Source organism: Candidatus Paceibacterota bacterium (assembly GCA_026195275.1).
Lineage (GTDB): Bacteria > Patescibacteriota > Minisyncoccia > Phycocordibacterales > JABMNX01 > JABMNX01.
Genome location: JAPHQU010000001.1, coordinates 112,718 through 128,445, shown reverse-complemented (window position 1 = coordinate 128,445; position 15,728 = coordinate 112,718). Strand labels below are relative to the sequence as shown.

Genomic DNA, 15,728 nt, shown 5'->3' with positions numbered 1-15,728 from the left:
AAAAGACGTGTGTTTCTTTGGTATACTTTAAGAAACGATGCGTGTGCGCTCAAGTACTCATTTATAAATATGTACATTAACGAATCAAAGCTCAAAGAATTTTTCCTCGATGCCGGCATAGTATCAAAGAGCGGTTTTGAATCTGCCGAGAAAGAGGCGGAGAAAAAAGATGTTCGTGTCGGAGATATACTCGTGAGTAACGGCGATGTTACCGAGGATGACCTGCGTCGCGCACAAGCACATATTTTGGGAATTCCCTTTGTTAACCTCCAGAATACGCGGGTAAACTTTGACGTACTCTCGCTTATTCCTGAACCAATTGCACGCAATCACAACATCATCGCGTATAAAAAAGGCGACGATAGTCTTGAGGTCGCTATGCTTAATACGGATGACCTCACGGCAATCGATTTTGTTAAGAAGAAGGTCCGGCTCAAGATATTGCCGCGACTCACCGACACCGCTTCGATCAAAGCGGCACTCAAGCAGTATCAAAAGAGTCTCAAGGAAGAGTTCGGTGAAATCATTAAGCGTGAGACTGCATCACTGAAAGGTGTGCCTGAAGAGGGCGCCAACATGTCAGAGAGCGATCTTAAACGGCTTGCCGAAGACCTGCCGGTGGTGCGCATTGTTGACTCGTTGCTTCGTCATGCGATCAACCAAAACGCGTCAGACATACACATCGAGCCGCGTGAAGACAATGTGTTGATCCGCTACCGTATCGACGGAATCCTCCATGATGCAATGACACTTCCGAAGGAAGCCACTTCTTCCATAACAGCGCGCATTAAAGTGCTCTCCAACCTCAAACTGGATGAGAAGCGTCTGCCGCAGGACGGTCGATTTAAGATGGAGTCGGAGAACGAACGCGTCTCACTCCGTGTGTCGGTACTTCCTACCTACTTTGGTGAAAAGACGGTCATGCGCCTCCTTCGGGAGAATATCTCCGGCTTCACACTCGAAGGACTCGGTTTTCATGGCGAAGGACTCGAGCGCATCCACGAAGCGACGCGCCAGAAGACCGGCATGATTCTCACGACTGGGCCGACCGGGTCAGGAAAGACAACTACGCTCTACACGGTCCTTGATATCCTCAATACGACCAATGTTAATATCTCTACAATCGAGGACCCAATCGAGTATCAGATGCCGCGCATCAATCAGACGCAAGTGAAGCCGGATATTGGATTTACATTTGCCAACGGTTTGCGCGCACTCGTGCGACAAGACCCAGATATTATTATGGTCGGTGAGATCCGTGACAATGAGACAGCGGCGCTCGCGATTAACGCGTCTTTGACCGGACATCTCGTGCTCTCAACACTTCACACAAACTCTGCTGCCGGTGCAATTCCGCGACTGCTCGACATGGATGTCGAGCCGTTTCTTCTCGTATCAACACTTGAGGTTATCATCGGACAACGACTGGTACGAAAGCTTTGTGGAGAGCGAGAAGAATACACCATGTCGGCAGCCGAGATTGAGAAGCTTGGTCAATCAGTTGACCTTGACGCGGTTCTTAAGGCACTGAAGGAGGAAAAGTTGATTAAGAATGACGCAACTTGGGAAGATATTCCGTTTTATAAGGAGAAACCATCAGAGATGTGTGAGGATGGTTTTAGTGGGCGAATTGGTATTCATGAGATCCTCCATCTCTCTGACGCGATCAAAGGACTCATCATGAAAGGGGCGACCACCGAAGAGATCGAGGCGCGAGCGAAAGAAGAAGGTATGATGACTATGATTGAAGACGGCATCTTCAAAGCGGTTCAGGGTATTACCACAGTGGAGGAGGTACTCCGTGTGGTTTCAGAATAAAGTTGTATGACCGAATTTCACTATAAAGCAAAGAATAAAGAAGGAGAGGTCTACAAAGGCACGATAAGTGCACTGGATAAATTTGCACTCTACACGCGCATCCGCGAAGAAGGCGGAGAGGTTCTTGAGGTAGTGGAGGCGGGGAGTCGCCGTTTCTCAATGGAGTGGTTTAATGAGGTCTTTGGCGCGGTGCGTGAACATGAGAAGATCGTTGTAACACGAAATCTTGGTGCAATGATTGACGCGGGTCTCTCACTCTCTCGTTCACTTGCGGTTTTGGAGCGACAGACAAGAAATCCAAAATTAAAGATCGTTCTCTCGTCGCTCAACCGCAACATCAAAGCTGGTGGAAGCTTCCATGGTGCGCTCGGTGAATTCCCCAAAGTCTTCTCGCCACTTTTTGTCTCAATGGTGCGCGCAGGTGAGGAGAGTGGGAAGCTCTCGTATGCACTCTCGCTTATCGGTAGACAACTTGAGCGTTCCTATACGCTGAAACGGAAGATCCGCGGTGCGCTCATGTACCCAAGCATCATCATTATAGCCATGATCATAATCGGTGTTTTGATGCTTATCTATGTGGTGCCAACATTGACCCAGACATTCAACGAGCTTGGCGCTGAGTTGCCAAAGAGTACACAAGCGGTTATTGGAGTGAGCGATTTTCTCACTCACAACACACTGCTCGCACTCCTTATTCCGCTCGCACTCGGCGGTCTGTTTTATCTTGGACTTCGCCAACCTCAAGGAAGACGCGCATGGGAGTTCACCTACCTTCATATTCCGATTGTCGGCCCTTTGGTGAAAGAGGTGTATGCAGCGCGTACTGCGCGTACGTTCGCCTCCTTACTCTCTTCCGGAGTGGAGATTGTTACTGCAATCTCAATCACGAGCGATGTGATGCAGAACTCGTATTACCGCGAGGTGCTCAAGCGAGCAGAGCACGACGTGCAAAAAGGTGCATCGCTCTCGGGAGCGTTTGCGGAAAACGAACATCTCTACCCGATCTTGGTTGGCGAGATGATCTCAGTTGGAGAAGAGACGGGGAAGTTGCCTGACATGTTGTTGCGAGTCGCGGAATTCTTTGAGGAAGAGGTTGAGCAAAAGACAAAAGATATGTCGACCATCATTGAACCATTCCTTATGATAGTAATCGGTACTTTTGTCGGTTTCTTTGCGCTTTCGATGATCTCACCGATCTACTCGCTCTCTGAAAGTATTTAGCGTTGGTTTTACTCTATGGTGTATAAACCTCGATTGAGCACACAAAAAGGTATGTCAATGATCGACACGGTATTTGGGACCGCGATTCTTCTTGTTGTCTTCCTCGGACTGTTTGGTGCATTCAAGCTTTCCCTTGAGTTGGTCCAGAGTGTCAAACTAAAGACCGGTGCGCTCGCGCTCGCGCACGAACGTGTCGAGTATATTCGCTCACTCTCATACGATGATGTCGGAACGGTTGGCGGTATTCCCGCGGGTATCTTGGCAGAAGAAGAGGAGGAGATGTTCAACGGCGTCACCTATACGCGGCGTACTTTTGTGCGGTATGTTGACGCACCTGAGGATGGCTCTGGCGGTTCTGACGAGAACGGTATCACCACTGACTATAAAGTGGTGAAGACGGTTGTGTCGTGGGATCTTCGCGGTGAGACACGAGAATTTTCTTTGGCAACAAATATCGTACCGTCGAGTGTAGAGAGTGTCGTCGGCGGTGGGACTTTGAAGATAACAGTGCTCGACGCTTTCGGGGGTGTGGTTCCTAGTGCGCTAGTCTCAGTGGCAAATTCATCGGTGAGTCCGGCTGTCGCTCTCTCTACGTATAGCAGCACAGCGGGTGTTGTTGAGTTTCCTGGCGCACCTGCAGGAAGTGACTACGAGATCACCGTAAGTAAAAGCGGATACAGTGGCTCACAAACATACTCGATATCGGGCAGTAACCCTAATCCAAGCCCGGGTCACCTGACCGTCACCGAATCCAATACCACGTCACAGTCCTTCTCGATTGACGTGCTTGGCCAGATAACGGTTGAGACGTTTGAGGTTGGTACAACGACACCACTTCCAAATATTCCGTTCTCGGTCCGTGGTTCAAAGACCATTGGTACGGACAGTGAGAGTAACCCAATCTATAAATATGAAAGCACAATTAACACCGGCGCCTCAGGCAGCGTAACCACCACCTCACTCGAATGGGATGAATACACCATTGAGATAGACGACACCGCCACGGGGTATGATATCGCTGAGTCGTGTCAGCCACAGCCGGCAGACCTTTCTCCTGGTGCGAGTGAGACAGTATCGATCTATCTTGCCCCTGATGTCGCACACTCACTCTTGGTCGATGTGAAAGACGCAAGCGACAATTTGCTTTCCGGCGCCTCGGTGCGCCTCTATCGCAGTGGGTATGATACGACGCAGAGTACCGGGGAGTGTGGGCAGACGTTCTTTGATGACAGTCTTTCCTCAGGAACCATTGATGGTGGCAACTCGTACACCGCTGATGTTTCTCTCTCTGGGTATACCGCGAAGACGGTAAACAATGTTGAGATAGACGGTGCGTCGATGCTTCATGTTATCCTCTCAAGTAGCTAAGTATGATACATATATCTCGCCAAAAAGGCTTCACACTACTTGAAACACTTATGGTTCTTGGGGTGTTCATTATTGTACTCGGCGCACTGGTCGCTTCTATCGGTTTTTTCTATCGCTCGAACACGCATGCGCTTGAGCAGTCGTTCGCGGTTCAAAGTGCGCGAAAAGGAATCGAGGGAATGGTCAAAGATATACGAGAGGCGACTTTCTCAGACGAGGGAGCGTACCCAATTGTCTCCATAGCCACCTCCACCATCACTTTCTATAGCGATGTTGATTCTGATATTTTCATCGAGCGGGTGCGTTACTTCCTTGATGGCACCGACCTCAAGCGTGGCGTGACGGATTCAGCTGGTGACCCGCTAACGTATAACGATGTAGAGGAGGAAGTATCAACAATATCCGACAATGTGAGGAATAATGCTGAGTCGATCGATATCTTCACTTATTACAATGGCGCGGGGAGTGAGATTAGCACAGCAAGCACGACCGATGTGCGCTTCATCAAAGCAGAGGTGGTCGTTAATGTTAACCCATCACGCTTGCCAAACAACTACACACTTCGGTCAAGTGCCACTTTGCGCAACCTGCGTGATGAATAATCTCGATATGACATACCAGGATAGACAAACAAAATACGGTGGCTACATCACAATTCTTGTTTTGGTATTTGCCGGCGTGTTCTTTGTTGTCGTCTCATCACTCTCAGGGTATATCTTCATTCAAAACAAAGTACAGTTCTCCAAAGAGAACCGAGAGAAGGCCGGAGCGATTGCTGAGGCCGGACTTGATTACTACAAGTGGTTTCTTGCACATTTCCCTGATGATCTCCAAGACGGCACGGGAGCGAGTGGTCCATATGAGCACACCTACAATGATCCGGAGAGTGGTGAGATTGGCACCTTCTCTCTCGATGTTGAAGGCAACACGCAGTGCGGCGTAGTCACCTCGATTGACATTACTTCAACTGGCTGGACAAGCGACGACACTTCACTCACGCGAGTCATCTTTGGACGGTACGCACACCCGTCTGTTGCTGAATATGCCTACATCGTTAATGGAAATGTGTGGGCGGGAGAAGACCGAACTATTATGGGGCGCTACCATTCAAATGGCGGCATCCGTATGGATGGGGAGAATCAATCGCTGGTCGAGAGTGCAGTTGCAAGTTGGACATGCACCGCAACGTTTGACTGTGACCCAGACTCAACCGAAGATGGTATCTTTGGCGTTGGCCCAAACTCACATCTCTGGGATTTCCCCGTTGCGCAAATCGATTTTGCGGGGATTACCGCTGACCTCTCAACAATGAAGACGCTCGCGGGAAGTGGCGGTATCTATCTTGGCGACTCCGGTGCGTATGGATATCATGTAGTCTTTCAGAGTGACGGCACCCTGGATGTATATCGCGTTGACAGTGCCGGCAATGGTGATTGGGGATACAGTTCGCAGTGGGGGTGGGAGCAAGAGTACAACACAATACTCTCAGAGACGTTCCTGCAGAGCTACACACCACCGGCTGATTGCAGTCTTGTCTTTGTTGAAGACAAACTTTGGATTGAAGGAACAGTAAAGGGGAAGATCACCATTGCGTCAGCTGATCTCGTGAACGCAAATATTGAAACAGACATCATTATAGAAGGCGATATCAATTACTCAACACTTGCGGGGACCGATGGACTCACAGTCATTGCTGAGGAGGATATCTTGATACCGGCGGTATCCCCGAATGACCTATCGATTCGCGGTATCTTTATCGCACAAACCGGTCATTTTGGCCGCAACTACTACGACGCAGCCGAGGAATACAATCCAGACGATGCATACAAGAACTCGCTTACGATCAGTGGAACCATTGTCTCCAATGGTCGTGTTGGCACCAAGTGGAACTGTAATGGTGTCTATTGTTCCGGGTACAACACCCGAAACAGTTCATACGACCGCACACAAGCAAAAGATCCGCCACCACTCACGCCGTACACAAGCGATGATTTTAATTTTATAGAGTGGCGAGAAGAGCTGTAGTCCACCTCTGAAAGCTAGAGAAAATAAACGCCAACCTCAGGTTGGCGTTTATTATGGCTCTGGGAAGCGCTTGTTTGGTAAACGCCAGGGACGTGCTTGGCGTTTATTGGTATGCGGAACAGACGGCATAAACAGTGGACGTCTCATAGCTACTCCGTTCTACGAGCATGCTACAATAGTGGCAATGTCAAAAGTACGGAAAAAACTCATTATTGCCAATTGGAAGATGAACCCGCAAAGCGCGGCTGATGCAAAACGGCTTTTTGCTGAGGTAAAACAGATGGCGAGCAAACTTGCGAAGGTGCAGACAGTCATTGCACCGCCGTCAATATATCTTCCGATTCTCTCATCACTCTATCGTGGTCATCGTATTCTCCTTAGTGCACAAAATATGTTCTGGGAGGAGAAAGGTTCATATACAGGTGAGGTGAGTCCAAAAATGCTCAAAGACATCGGAGCAACGTATGTCATTTTGGGACACTCAGAGCGAAGGGCGCAGGGAGAGGACGACCAGGCGGTTAATCGAAAGGTGCTTGCCGCACTTAAGGCGGGCATTACACCAGTAGTGTGTGTCGGTGAGTCCGACCGTGATCATCGTGAGGGTACACATCTTACTTTCCTGCGAAGTCAGATCACGAAGGCACTCAAAGGGGTGAGCGAACGGCAACTCGTACGCATCGTTATCGCGTACGAACCAATCTGGGCAATCGGTAAAGGCGAGGGAGCTGCTATGCAGCCCGATGAATTACACGAAACCGTTCTCTTTATAAGGAAGATCATTACTGAGCTTTATAAGAAGCAGGTGGCGTTTCGGTTACCGGTTATCTATGGCGGATCAGTTGAGCCGGGGAATGTGGCCACGCTTCTCGCGGAAGGCGAGGTAGACGGGCTTCTGGTTGGTCATGCGAGCCTGTCGGCAAAGAGTTTTAATGAAATACTTAAATTTGCCCAAGGTGGCGTGAAGTGAAAACATGCAATGGATCGATAATGTAACAGACCTCTCCGGAAAACGCGTATTGCTCCGCGCTGATTACAATGCGCCAGTTGTGGATGGTCAGGTTGTTGACGCGTTTCGCGTGACCGTGTTGCTCCCGACGCTATTATTCTTGCGTGATGCGGGAGCAAAGGTCATTATACTCAGTCATTTTGGGCGTGATGCGCTTTCGATTGAACCAATATATCGCGAACTCAGAAAACACGTCCCGATAAGCTTTGTCGAAGACATTGTTGGCGATGTTGCTCGATCTGCCGTTGAGAGACTTGAAGATGGAGAGATATTGTTGCTTGAGAATGTGCGTCGTGACCCGCGTGAAGTTGATAACAATGACGACTTTGCGCGCGAACTCGCTTCTTTGGCAGACGTGTATGTGAACGACGCGTTTGCCGCGTCGCACCGTGAGCACGCGTCAATAATTGGAGTTCCTCGATATCTGCCACATTATGGCGGGCTGCGTTTGCGCGAGGAGATTGAGGCGCTCACACATTCTCTTCAACCGGAGGATGCATCAATCTTTATTCTTGGTGGCATAAAGTTTGAGACCAAGTTCCCGCTCATCGAAAAGTTCAGCCGAATCTACGACGAGGTCTTTGTCTGCGGCGCGCTTGCCAACAATTTTTTCCGTGCACAAGGTTTTGAGATCGGGGACTCACTCATTTCAGGTGCCGACGTTGATATGTCCGGTCTGGGTTCACTCCCGAATGTGTCACTCCCGATTGATGTTGTTGTCTCTGATAGTGGCAAGAACCAGATTCGACGTCTTGATGAGATAGAGAAAGGTGAGCGTATTCTTGACGCAGGTCCGGCGACCGCAGAGCTCCTTAGAGATAAGATTGCGCAGGCGCGATTTGTGCTTTGGAACGGACCGCTGGGTGAGTATGAGCACGGGTTTACAGAGGGTACTGATGCGCTGACGCACGCAATTGTTGAAAGCGACGCACGTTGTGTGATTGGGGGTGGTGACACAGTCGCGGCAGTTTCGCAGTTGGGGCTTCGTGACAAGTTTTCTTTTGTCTCAACAGGTGGTGGTGCAATGCTTGAATTTCTTCTTCATGGCACTCTGCCGGGGATAGAGGCGCTCGAAGATGGTCACTAGTGGCGGATTTGTCGCTTTTTGTTATAGTGAGTTTAGTAATAGAAACTACTTTGAGGAGGTGTGGTATGGGAGACCAGGAGAATTTCGGTGTCGGTGTGCCCTATCAACGGAAAGAGGAAAGCAACACAAAAAGCCGGCTTGTTGGCGCAATCGGTGCAGTGGTCATGATCTTTTTCGTTGCCTCTCTCCTTCTCGGTGTTCTCTAGGGTGTGTCGAGTTTTCTTTTGCACACATATCAAAACGGCGACTTCAGGTCGCCGTCTTTTTTGCAGAGATTAGAGTAGTGCGCGAATAGCGTCTCCAACCTTTGATATCTCTTCACTACTGTAAGGTGTTCCTTTCCATGGATGGAAACCATCACCTTTGTGTCGTGGGATGATATGCACGTGGGTGTGCATGATCTCTTGGAATGCGGTTGGCTCGTTATTCATGTACACATGTACCCCATCAGCCTCCATTGCCTCTTTCACTTTGGGCGCGAGGAGACGCACTGTCTTCATGAGGTGTACCCAGTCGTCTTCGGTGATATCGAGAACGTTTGTTGAGTGCACCTTTGGCACGACGAGTGTATGCCCAGGGTTGTTTGGGTTAATGTCGAGGAATGCGTACGTGTACTCATCCTCGTAAATCTTCTCGGAGGGCACATCGCCACGGATGATTTTGTCGAATAGGTCGTCCATATCAGTCGTATGCTGATTGTATGATAAAATGAGCCAAAATGACAACTAGTACTCAAGAAAATCGGGAGGAGAAAACAAAGGAATCGGATGCTCTTGACGTGTACCCGTCGCTCTTGAGGACACTACTCGCAAACCGCGGTATTGCGACCCGCGAGGAAGCGGAACATTTTTTACATCCCGATTATGGAAAACATCTTCACGACCCTTTTTTAATGAAAGATATGGGTCGCGCGGTTGATCGCATTCTCGTGGCAATGAAAAACAAAGAGATGATTGCGATATACAGCGATTTTGACTGCGATGGTATCCCCGGCGGCGTGGTGCTTCACGACTTTTTCAAAAAAGTCGAATACAAGAAGTTTACCAACTACATCCCACACCGACACGAAGAGGGGTACGGGCTTAATGCGTGTGCAATAGACAAACTTAATGAGCAAGGAGTCTCACTTATTATTACTGTTGATGTTGGGATCACTGATGTTGATGCGGTGGCGCATGCCAACGAACTTGGTATTGAGGTAATCATCACCGATCACCACCTCCCGGGCGATGAGTTGCCTGAGGCCTACGCAATCGTGAATGCCAAACAGGCGGATGACACCTACCCATTTGATGGGCTCTGTGGTGCGGGGGTTGCGTGGAAGCTGGTCACTGCGCTCATACAAAAAGGGGACAAACAATTCGGGGGTGAGTACTTTGCTATATCAGAAGGGTGGGAGAAATGGCTCCTTGATGTTGTAGGTATTGCAACTGTTGCCGACATGGTACCGCTCACGGGGGAGAATAGAGTGCTCGCACACTATGGTCTTATGGTGCTCAGGAAATCGCCTCGCCCTGGGCTTATGAAATTATTCCGAAAGATGTGGATGAAACAACACGAGATTACCGAAGATGATATTGGGTTCATGATCGCTCCGCGCATCAACGCGGCAAGCCGCATGGACCGACCGGATGAAGCGTTTCATTTACTTGCGACCCGCGATGAGGCAGAGGGTGGTATGTATGCAGAACATTTGCACAAGATCAATAATGAGCGAAAAGGGGTCGTTGCCGCGATGGTGCGCGAGATCAGGAAAGAAATTGCTGAGCGAGACTCACTTGGCGAGGTTATTGTGATGGGGAACCCAAAATGGAAGCCGTCGCTCCTCGGACTCGCCGCCAACTCGCTTGTAGATGAGCATGGAAAGACAGTGTGTCTCTGGGGAGAAGAAGGTGGTGGGGTGCTTAAAGGGTCATGTCGTTCAAACGGAGAGGTGAGTGTTGTCTCACTTATGAAGGCGGCAACACACTCGCTTATTGCTTTTGGCGGACACCACTTTTCCGGCGGTTTTTCAGTGACTCGTGAGTGTGTGCACGAACTTGAAGCAGTGCTTAACACAGCATACGAACAAGTGGAAACCCTCGAGAAAGAAGGGTCGATACAGGTTGATGCGACACTGACGCCCGCTGATGTGTCGTGGAGCACCTACCGGTTAATCAATCAACTTGCACCGTTTGGCGAAGGTAATCCAAAACCAATATTTCTGTTCGAAAATGTGCTAATTGAAAGTGTGCGACGTTTCGGGAAGACCATGAATCATCTTGAGGTGTGTCTCGCTGATAACGGAAGAGTTATTCCGGCGATTGCGTTTTTCCGCACTGAAGAAAGTTTCGAAGTCGATATTGCGCCGGGGAAGAATGTTAATGTGGTTGCGCACATTGAGCGCTCAACCTTTGGACGGTCTCCCGAACTCCGGCTTCGTATTGTGGACATTCGCTAGATTTGACATCCTGTGAAAGGATGTTACTATCTTTTCTAGAACAGCTGGCGTATCAAACAGACAAAGGGAGAAAAACCATGCTGAAATATGTTCTCTTTCTGGGAAGCTGGATTAAAAAGGTGTTCCTCGACGACTGCTACGTCCTTCATGTGAAAGCGTCGCACCAAGAAAAATCTTTTCAAACCTACTTCTTTCGGCATGAGTATCACATTTGCGGCGTCGCACTCACCGACCCGTCGCTTGCAAAACAGATTCTCGGCAATGGATTCGTGGAAGAGTTCACGGTCCCCTTGCCGTATGGAGTTGGTCTCTACCACGGCAAAAAAAGCAAGGTCGATGACTCGTATGCCTTCTTTGACGAGGAGGGTACTCAATGGAATGGGTTCGTTGTTCGTAAAAGAGTGTCGACCCTCAATTTCCGTCGCCTTCACATTTCCTGGCTCGCGCATTGTGCGCGAGCCGTTTCTTTTTCTTTGGTATACTTACACGAATGAAACACATCACGATCTATACCGACGGAGGTGCGCGAAATAACCCAGGGCCGGCTGGAGCCGGTGTTGTTATTGTGGGGGATGACGGGAAGGTTATTGAAGAGACCTCGCGGTTTCTTGGTGTGCAGACAAACAACTGGGCGGAGTATGAAGCGGTTATCCTTGGACTCCATACCGCGAAAGATCTCGGATTTGCAGAGGAAAAGATACTTTTTAAGCTTGATAGCCAACTCGTGGTCGAGCAGCTCAATGGTAACTACCGTATTAAGATGCCCACACTTCGCGATCAATACAACCGGATCCAAGAGATGCTCAAAGACATGCCACATGTTACCTTCACGCATATACCGCGCGCGGAGAACGCAGAAGCGGACCGACTCGCGAATGAAGCTATGGACCGCGGGGAGTAGCGGATCTTATGAAGTTTCTCCTCTACATAATCATCATCGGGTTTGGTATCGGAGTGCTCTGGCGCTCCTTTTTTGATCTTGGATTTGCATTTTCTTTCTTTGTGTTTTTTCTCGGAGGAGCTGTTGCACTCTCTTCGCTCGTCTCTCAGGAGCGCAGAAAAGTATTGCTTGTTAGTTTTGTCATTCTTGCGGTTGGGAGCGGGGTGTTGCGCATGGATATTGCTGAACTCAAGCGTGGAGGTATCGAGTTTGAATCACGTACGGGAAGTGAAGCAATACTCGAAGGGGTTGTTATTGATGAACCGGACCGGCGCGAGAATAATACCAACTACACAGTGGTTGTAGACCACATCTCTGAGACTCTCGTCCGTGAAAAGGTCCGCGTAGTTGCGGATTCGTACCCCGTGTTTCACTATGGCGACCGTGTGCGTCTTGAGGGTGAGCTTATGAAACCGGGTGGATTCACAACAGACGCCGGTCGGTACTTTAACTACGCAGCATATCTCTCAAAGGACGACATATTTTATGAAATGATATTCCCCGAGATATCCTTTGTATCAAGTGGGCATGGAAATATTATCAAGCGTCATCTTTTTAGTTTTAAACATTCATTTCTTGAGAGTATTGGCCGACTCATCCCAGACCCGGAGAGCTCGCTTCTTGGTGGGCTCGTCGTTGGTGCGAAGCAGTCACTCGGCGAGAAGCTGCAGCAAGACTTTCGTACCACCGGTATCATCCATATTGTGGTGCTCTCCGGCTACAACGTGACCATCGTTGCAGACGCGATCATGCGCGCACTTTCATTCTTTCCGTCTGCAATCGGGCTCATGCTTGGAGTGAGCGCGATCCCTCTCTTTGCGATCATGGTTGGTGGCTCGGCAACTATTGTGCGCGCGAGCATCATGGCGCTTTTTGTGATTCTTGCGCGCGCGACTGGGCGCACAAGCGACATGACCCGGGGGCTTTTCATCGCGGGGTTTCTCATGTTGCTTCACAACCCAAAGATCCTTATTCACGACGCGTCCTTTCAACTCTCGTTCCTTGCGACGCTTGGGCTCATCTGGCTTGCGCCGCTTCTTGAGGAGTGGCTTCACTTCGTGCCGAGTCGTTTGCAATTTCGCGAGTTTGCGACGGCGACTATTGCAACGCAAATATTTGTACTGCCACTTCTTCTCTACAAGGTCGGCGAGCTCTCGCTTGTCGCTTTGCCGGTAAACCTCCTTGTGCTGATTACGGTGCCAATTACCATGCTCTTCGGGTTTCTCGCGGGTGTTGTGGGGTTTGTGAGTCAATCTCTCGCGACACCGTTTGCGTTTCTTGCGCAGATCTTTCTTTCGTATCAGCTTGGTGTGGTCGATCTCTTCGCACGACTCCCCTTTGCATCACTGCATCTCGACACTTTCCCGTTGTGGCTTATGGTTGGTATCTACCTGCTTTATGGAGTCGTTCTCTTGATTCTCATTCGTTGGCGCAGACAAGAAGAAGAGAGTTTTACACGGATGTTGGTGGAATAGCGTTGGAGGTGTCAGGTATACTATATGTATATTCATTTAATACATACGATAAATAATATGCCAACACAAATAGTTGTATTCGGAGTTGCTGTTGCCGCTATTGCGGGAGCGGGGATGTATATGACACAGACGCGCATGGAGATCTGCCACCAGACCGGCTCTGAAGAACATCCATGGGAGATAATCAAAGTCAGTGAGAGGTCGTGGCCTGCGCACGAAGCGCACGGTGACAAGTACCCGGTTCCTGAAGCGGGGTGCGACGCTCTTGAAGATCCAGGAACTCCAGGAACTCCTGGTACCCCAGGAGGATCAAGCTAGATTCTCGAGAATAGAGATTAAAACCCTATTCACAAATGACGGACATCGATGTCCGTCATTTGTTTCTATAGAGTTCCAAATCGTCTTTCGACGACACTCCAGTTAAGGTTTTTGAGAAAGGCGTCGATGTACGCGCTTTTCTCGGCGGGGACATGGTCAACCATGAAGGCGTGCTCCCACATATCCATCGCGATGAGGACGGGGAGCCCGGCGAGCACACCAAGCTCGTGGTCAGAAACCCATGCGACATGTGGTGTTTCTCCTTTCGGGTCCCAGTAGAGGACAGTCCAGCCGATGCCGCGGCTCATACCAACTGCTTTGAAATGCTCAATGAATCCGTCAAAACTTCCGTACTTATCCGCAAGCGCCGATTTAAGTGCGCCATCTTCGAGTGTCTTTGCACCATCTTCAAGAGACTCAAAGTAGTATTCGTGCATGCGCATACCGTCGAATTCGAAGCTAAAGCGTCGGCGAAGCTCAGCAATCGTGTATGTATTTCCTTCTTTGTTTGCGACTTCCAGCTCATGGATTTTCTCGCGGATAAGGTTTGTGTGCTTCACGTATCCGCGGTAGAGCCCGAGGTGTACCTCGATCTGCTCAGCTGAGATTCCTTCGAGCGCTGGTAGGTTAAATGTTTGTTCTTGATACTCCATACGTAATGTGTGATTAGTTTTCTTTATTGTAGCAAAAGTTAAATGTTTGTTCTTGTATACTAAAAGTGTATGAAGTCTATACAGCTCTACTCACGCTCACTCGTTGTTCTGATATTCATTCTTTTCAACTTTTTTATTTGGTCTGCAACGCTTGCGGCAACAGATCGGGTGGGGGTGCTCACTGTTGCGTTCCTTGATGTTGGGCAAGGCGATGCAATATACATCGAAGCGCCAAATGGCAACCAAATGCTCGTTGATGGCGGGTCGAACACGGGGGTACTCCGTGAACTCTCACAAGTCATGCCGTGGGGCGACCGGTCAATCGATGTAGTTCTCGCAACACATCCCGACAAAGACCACATCGCCGGGCTGATTGAGGTGCTTTCGCGCTACGAAGTCTCTCAATATCTCCACTCGGGTGTATTCAACGACACAGCAGTATATGAAGAGCTGCAGAAGACCGTCTCAAGGAGCAATGTCACCGCGGCGCTTGCGCGCCGCGGACAGCGTGTTGTCCTCGACGAGGTGAGCGGGGTGTACGCTGACATACTTTTCCCTGACCGTGATGTCGCTCATCTTGAGACGAACTCTGGCTCGGTCATCATCCGTATTGTGTACGGCGAGACAGAGTTTATGCTCACCGGGGACGCACAGAAGACTATTGAGCGGTATCTTGTCTACCTCAACAGCAGGAGTTTGGAGAGCGACGTACTCAAAGCAGGACATCATGGTTCAAAAACATCGAGTGATGAGTCATTTGTACGCGCGGTTAGCCCGCAAGTTGCGGTCATCTCTGCTGGGGAGGATAATCGTTACGGACATCCGCATAAAGAAGTGATAGGTCTTTTCAATGCGCTTGGAATTGAAACTGTGAACACAGCGGATGTCGGAACAATTCTCTTTGAATCAGACGGCTTTTCAGTCACCAAAAGATAAACCCCGGCGCCTATGGCGCCGGGGTTTAGTCTCTACTTTCTGCTTTCCATCTTCAACTTTCTAAATTAGTCCTGCTTTCTTGAGGGTTTTGTATGCGCCGTTCTTGTTGATCGTGCGGATTCCTTTGGTTGATACTTTGACAGTCACTTTCTTATCAATCTCAGGGACGAAAATAGTCTTTTTCTGGAGGTTCACCTGGCGACGCTTTTTGCCGGTTGGGTTGAATTGGGTAGCACGAGTACGGTTGCTGTAGCCGCCAGCAACCTTAGAGGTCTTCTTTGTGATTGGACATTCTTTTGCCATGTTAGACCTTGTTATGAGCGGAGCGAATGAGAAGGTCTGACACCCCGTGAAATGTGTCGCCTTGGCGGCACACCTCCGCCACTACTGCGGAGGATTCCACTGGGGTGATCTTCACACCACCACTCAATCAAGTGCTAC

Annotated in this window: 17 protein-coding genes; 14 read left to right on the top strand and 3 right to left on the bottom strand. The window is 49.5% G+C overall.

Annotated features, from left to right (window positions below; all coding sequences use genetic code 11):
* The first annotated feature begins 69 nt into the window (after window positions 1-69).
* The 8 genes from OQJ98_00830 (at window position 70) to OQJ98_00795 (ending at window position 8,731) form a co-directional block, all read left to right on the top strand.
* Window positions 70-1,818: a GspE/PulE family protein gene (locus tag OQJ98_00830; GenBank protein MCW9054514.1), complete on the top strand. Its 1,749-nt coding sequence runs from the start codon at window positions 70-72 to the stop codon at window positions 1,816-1,818.
* A gap of 6 nt (window positions 1,819-1,824) precedes the next feature.
* The gene (locus tag OQJ98_00825) at window positions 1,825-3,039 is read left to right on the top strand and encodes a type II secretion system F family protein (GenBank protein MCW9054513.1); all 1,215 of its coding nucleotides are present in this window, start codon (window positions 1,825-1,827) and stop codon (window positions 3,037-3,039) included.
* 57 nt (window positions 3,040-3,096) lie between these two features.
* Window positions 3,097-4,407 carry a hypothetical protein gene (locus OQJ98_00820; GenBank protein ID MCW9054512.1) on the top strand — a complete coding sequence of 437 codons (1,311 nt, stop codon included), beginning with the start codon at window positions 3,097-3,099 and terminating at the stop codon, window positions 4,405-4,407.
* 2 nt (window positions 4,408-4,409) lie between these two features.
* Entirely contained in the window at window positions 4,410-5,009 is a 600-nt protein-coding gene (locus tag OQJ98_00815; protein ID MCW9054511.1) for a type II secretion system GspH family protein, read from the top strand.
* Between the two features lie 7 nt (window positions 5,010-5,016).
* Complete coding sequence (locus OQJ98_00810; protein MCW9054510.1) at window positions 5,017-6,432, top strand: hypothetical protein; 1,416 nt, start codon at window positions 5,017-5,019, stop codon at window positions 6,430-6,432.
* A gap of 184 nt (window positions 6,433-6,616) precedes the next feature.
* The gene (gene tpiA, locus OQJ98_00805; GenBank protein ID MCW9054509.1) at window positions 6,617-7,399 is read left to right on the top strand and encodes a triose-phosphate isomerase; all 783 of its coding nucleotides are present in this window, start codon (window positions 6,617-6,619) and stop codon (window positions 7,397-7,399) included.
* 4 nt (window positions 7,400-7,403) lie between these two features.
* The gene (pgk, locus tag OQJ98_00800) at window positions 7,404-8,525 is read left to right on the top strand and encodes a phosphoglycerate kinase (GenBank protein MCW9054508.1); all 1,122 of its coding nucleotides are present in this window, start codon (window positions 7,404-7,406) and stop codon (window positions 8,523-8,525) included.
* A gap of 65 nt (window positions 8,526-8,590) precedes the next feature.
* Window positions 8,591-8,731: a hypothetical protein gene (locus tag OQJ98_00795; protein MCW9054507.1), complete on the top strand. Its 141-nt coding sequence runs from the start codon at window positions 8,591-8,593 to the stop codon at window positions 8,729-8,731.
* Window positions 8,732-8,800: 69 nt separating this feature from the next.
* Here the strand turns inward: OQJ98_00795 and OQJ98_00790 are convergent, their stop codons facing one another.
* Complete coding sequence (locus OQJ98_00790; protein ID MCW9054506.1) at window positions 8,801-9,205, bottom strand: HIT family protein; 405 nt, start codon at window positions 9,203-9,205, stop codon at window positions 8,801-8,803.
* A gap of 38 nt (window positions 9,206-9,243) precedes the next feature.
* On the opposite strand from OQJ98_00790, the gene recJ reads away from it, so the two are divergent.
* From recJ to OQJ98_00765, 5 genes are read left to right on the top strand one after another with little or no spacing between them, the layout of a single operon-like run.
* The gene (gene recJ, locus OQJ98_00785; GenBank protein MCW9054505.1) at window positions 9,244-10,965 is read left to right on the top strand and encodes a single-stranded-DNA-specific exonuclease RecJ; all 1,722 of its coding nucleotides are present in this window, start codon (window positions 9,244-9,246) and stop codon (window positions 10,963-10,965) included.
* Between the two features lie 20 nt (window positions 10,966-10,985).
* Window positions 10,986-11,459, top strand: coding sequence for a hypothetical protein (locus OQJ98_00780; GenBank protein ID MCW9054504.1), 474 nt, complete (start codon window positions 10,986-10,988; stop codon window positions 11,457-11,459).
* The gene (locus OQJ98_00775; GenBank protein ID MCW9054503.1) at window positions 11,456-11,866 is read left to right on the top strand and encodes a ribonuclease HI family protein; all 411 of its coding nucleotides are present in this window, start codon (window positions 11,456-11,458) and stop codon (window positions 11,864-11,866) included. The genes OQJ98_00780 and OQJ98_00775 overlap by 4 nt, the downstream gene beginning before the upstream one ends.
* Window positions 11,867-11,874: 8 nt before the next feature.
* Window positions 11,875-13,380 (top strand): ComEC family competence protein, encoded by a 1,506-nt coding sequence (locus OQJ98_00770; GenBank protein ID MCW9054502.1) that lies wholly within the window; start codon window positions 11,875-11,877, stop codon window positions 13,378-13,380.
* A 57-nt stretch (window positions 13,381-13,437) separates the two neighbouring features.
* A complete protein-coding gene (locus OQJ98_00765) occupies window positions 13,438-13,698 on the top strand; it encodes a hypothetical protein (protein ID MCW9054501.1) in 261 nt (86 codons plus the stop codon).
* Window positions 13,699-13,763: 65 nt separating this feature from the next.
* Here OQJ98_00765 and OQJ98_00760 read toward each other — a convergent pair whose 3' ends face one another.
* Entirely contained in the window at window positions 13,764-14,351 is a 588-nt protein-coding gene (locus OQJ98_00760; protein MCW9054500.1) for a Fe-Mn family superoxide dismutase, read from the bottom strand.
* A gap of 69 nt (window positions 14,352-14,420) precedes the next feature.
* Between OQJ98_00760 and OQJ98_00755 the strand changes: the two genes are divergently transcribed.
* On the top strand, window positions 14,421-15,287 hold the full coding sequence (locus OQJ98_00755; protein MCW9054499.1) for an MBL fold metallo-hydrolase: 867 nt from the start codon (window positions 14,421-14,423) through the stop codon (window positions 15,285-15,287).
* A 60-nt stretch (window positions 15,288-15,347) separates the two neighbouring features.
* Here OQJ98_00755 and OQJ98_00750 read toward each other — a convergent pair whose 3' ends face one another.
* Window positions 15,348-15,590: a bL28 family ribosomal protein gene (locus OQJ98_00750; protein ID MCW9054498.1), complete on the bottom strand. Its 243-nt coding sequence runs from the start codon at window positions 15,588-15,590 to the stop codon at window positions 15,348-15,350.
* Between the last annotated feature and the right edge of the window lie 138 nt (window positions 15,591-15,728).

Bases quoted from the DNA above. Each gene is read 5' to 3' on its own strand.
- OQJ98_00820 (MCW9054512.1), top strand. From the start codon at position 3,097: ATGATCGACACGGTATTTGGGACCGCGATTCTTCTTGTTGTCTTCCTC.
- tpiA (MCW9054509.1), top strand. From the start codon at position 6,617: ATGTCAAAAGTACGGAAAAAACTCATTATTGCCAATTGGAAGATGAAC.
- OQJ98_00775 (MCW9054503.1), top strand. From the start codon at position 11,456: ATGAAACACATCACGATCTATACCGACGGAGGTGCGCGAAATAACCCA.
- OQJ98_00780 (MCW9054504.1), top strand. From the start codon at position 10,986: ATGTTACTATCTTTTCTAGAACAGCTGGCGTATCAAACAGACAAAGGG.
- OQJ98_00810 (MCW9054510.1), top strand. From the start codon at position 5,017: ATGACATACCAGGATAGACAAACAAAATACGGTGGCTACATCACAATT.
- OQJ98_00830 (MCW9054514.1), top strand. From the start codon at position 70: ATGTACATTAACGAATCAAAGCTCAAAGAATTTTTCCTCGATGCCGGC.
- OQJ98_00765 (MCW9054501.1), top strand. From the start codon at position 13,438: ATGCCAACACAAATAGTTGTATTCGGAGTTGCTGTTGCCGCTATTGCG.
- pgk (MCW9054508.1), top strand. From the start codon at position 7,404: ATGCAATGGATCGATAATGTAACAGACCTCTCCGGAAAACGCGTATTG.
- OQJ98_00760 (MCW9054500.1), bottom strand. From the start codon at position 14,351: ATGGAGTATCAAGAACAAACATTTAACCTACCAGCGCTCGAAGGAATC.
- OQJ98_00755 (MCW9054499.1), top strand. From the start codon at position 14,421: ATGAAGTCTATACAGCTCTACTCACGCTCACTCGTTGTTCTGATATTC.
- OQJ98_00815 (MCW9054511.1), top strand. From the start codon at position 4,410: ATGATACATATATCTCGCCAAAAAGGCTTCACACTACTTGAAACACTT.
- OQJ98_00825 (MCW9054513.1), top strand. From the start codon at position 1,825: ATGACCGAATTTCACTATAAAGCAAAGAATAAAGAAGGAGAGGTCTAC.
- OQJ98_00790 (MCW9054506.1), bottom strand. From the start codon at position 9,205: ATGGACGACCTATTCGACAAAATCATCCGTGGCGATGTGCCCTCCGAG.
- OQJ98_00795 (MCW9054507.1), top strand. From the start codon at position 8,591: ATGGGAGACCAGGAGAATTTCGGTGTCGGTGTGCCCTATCAACGGAAA.
- OQJ98_00770 (MCW9054502.1), top strand. From the start codon at position 11,875: ATGAAGTTTCTCCTCTACATAATCATCATCGGGTTTGGTATCGGAGTG.
- OQJ98_00750 (MCW9054498.1), bottom strand. From the start codon at position 15,590: ATGGCAAAAGAATGTCCAATCACAAAGAAGACCTCTAAGGTTGCTGGC.
- recJ (MCW9054505.1), top strand. From the start codon at position 9,244: ATGACAACTAGTACTCAAGAAAATCGGGAGGAGAAAACAAAGGAATCG.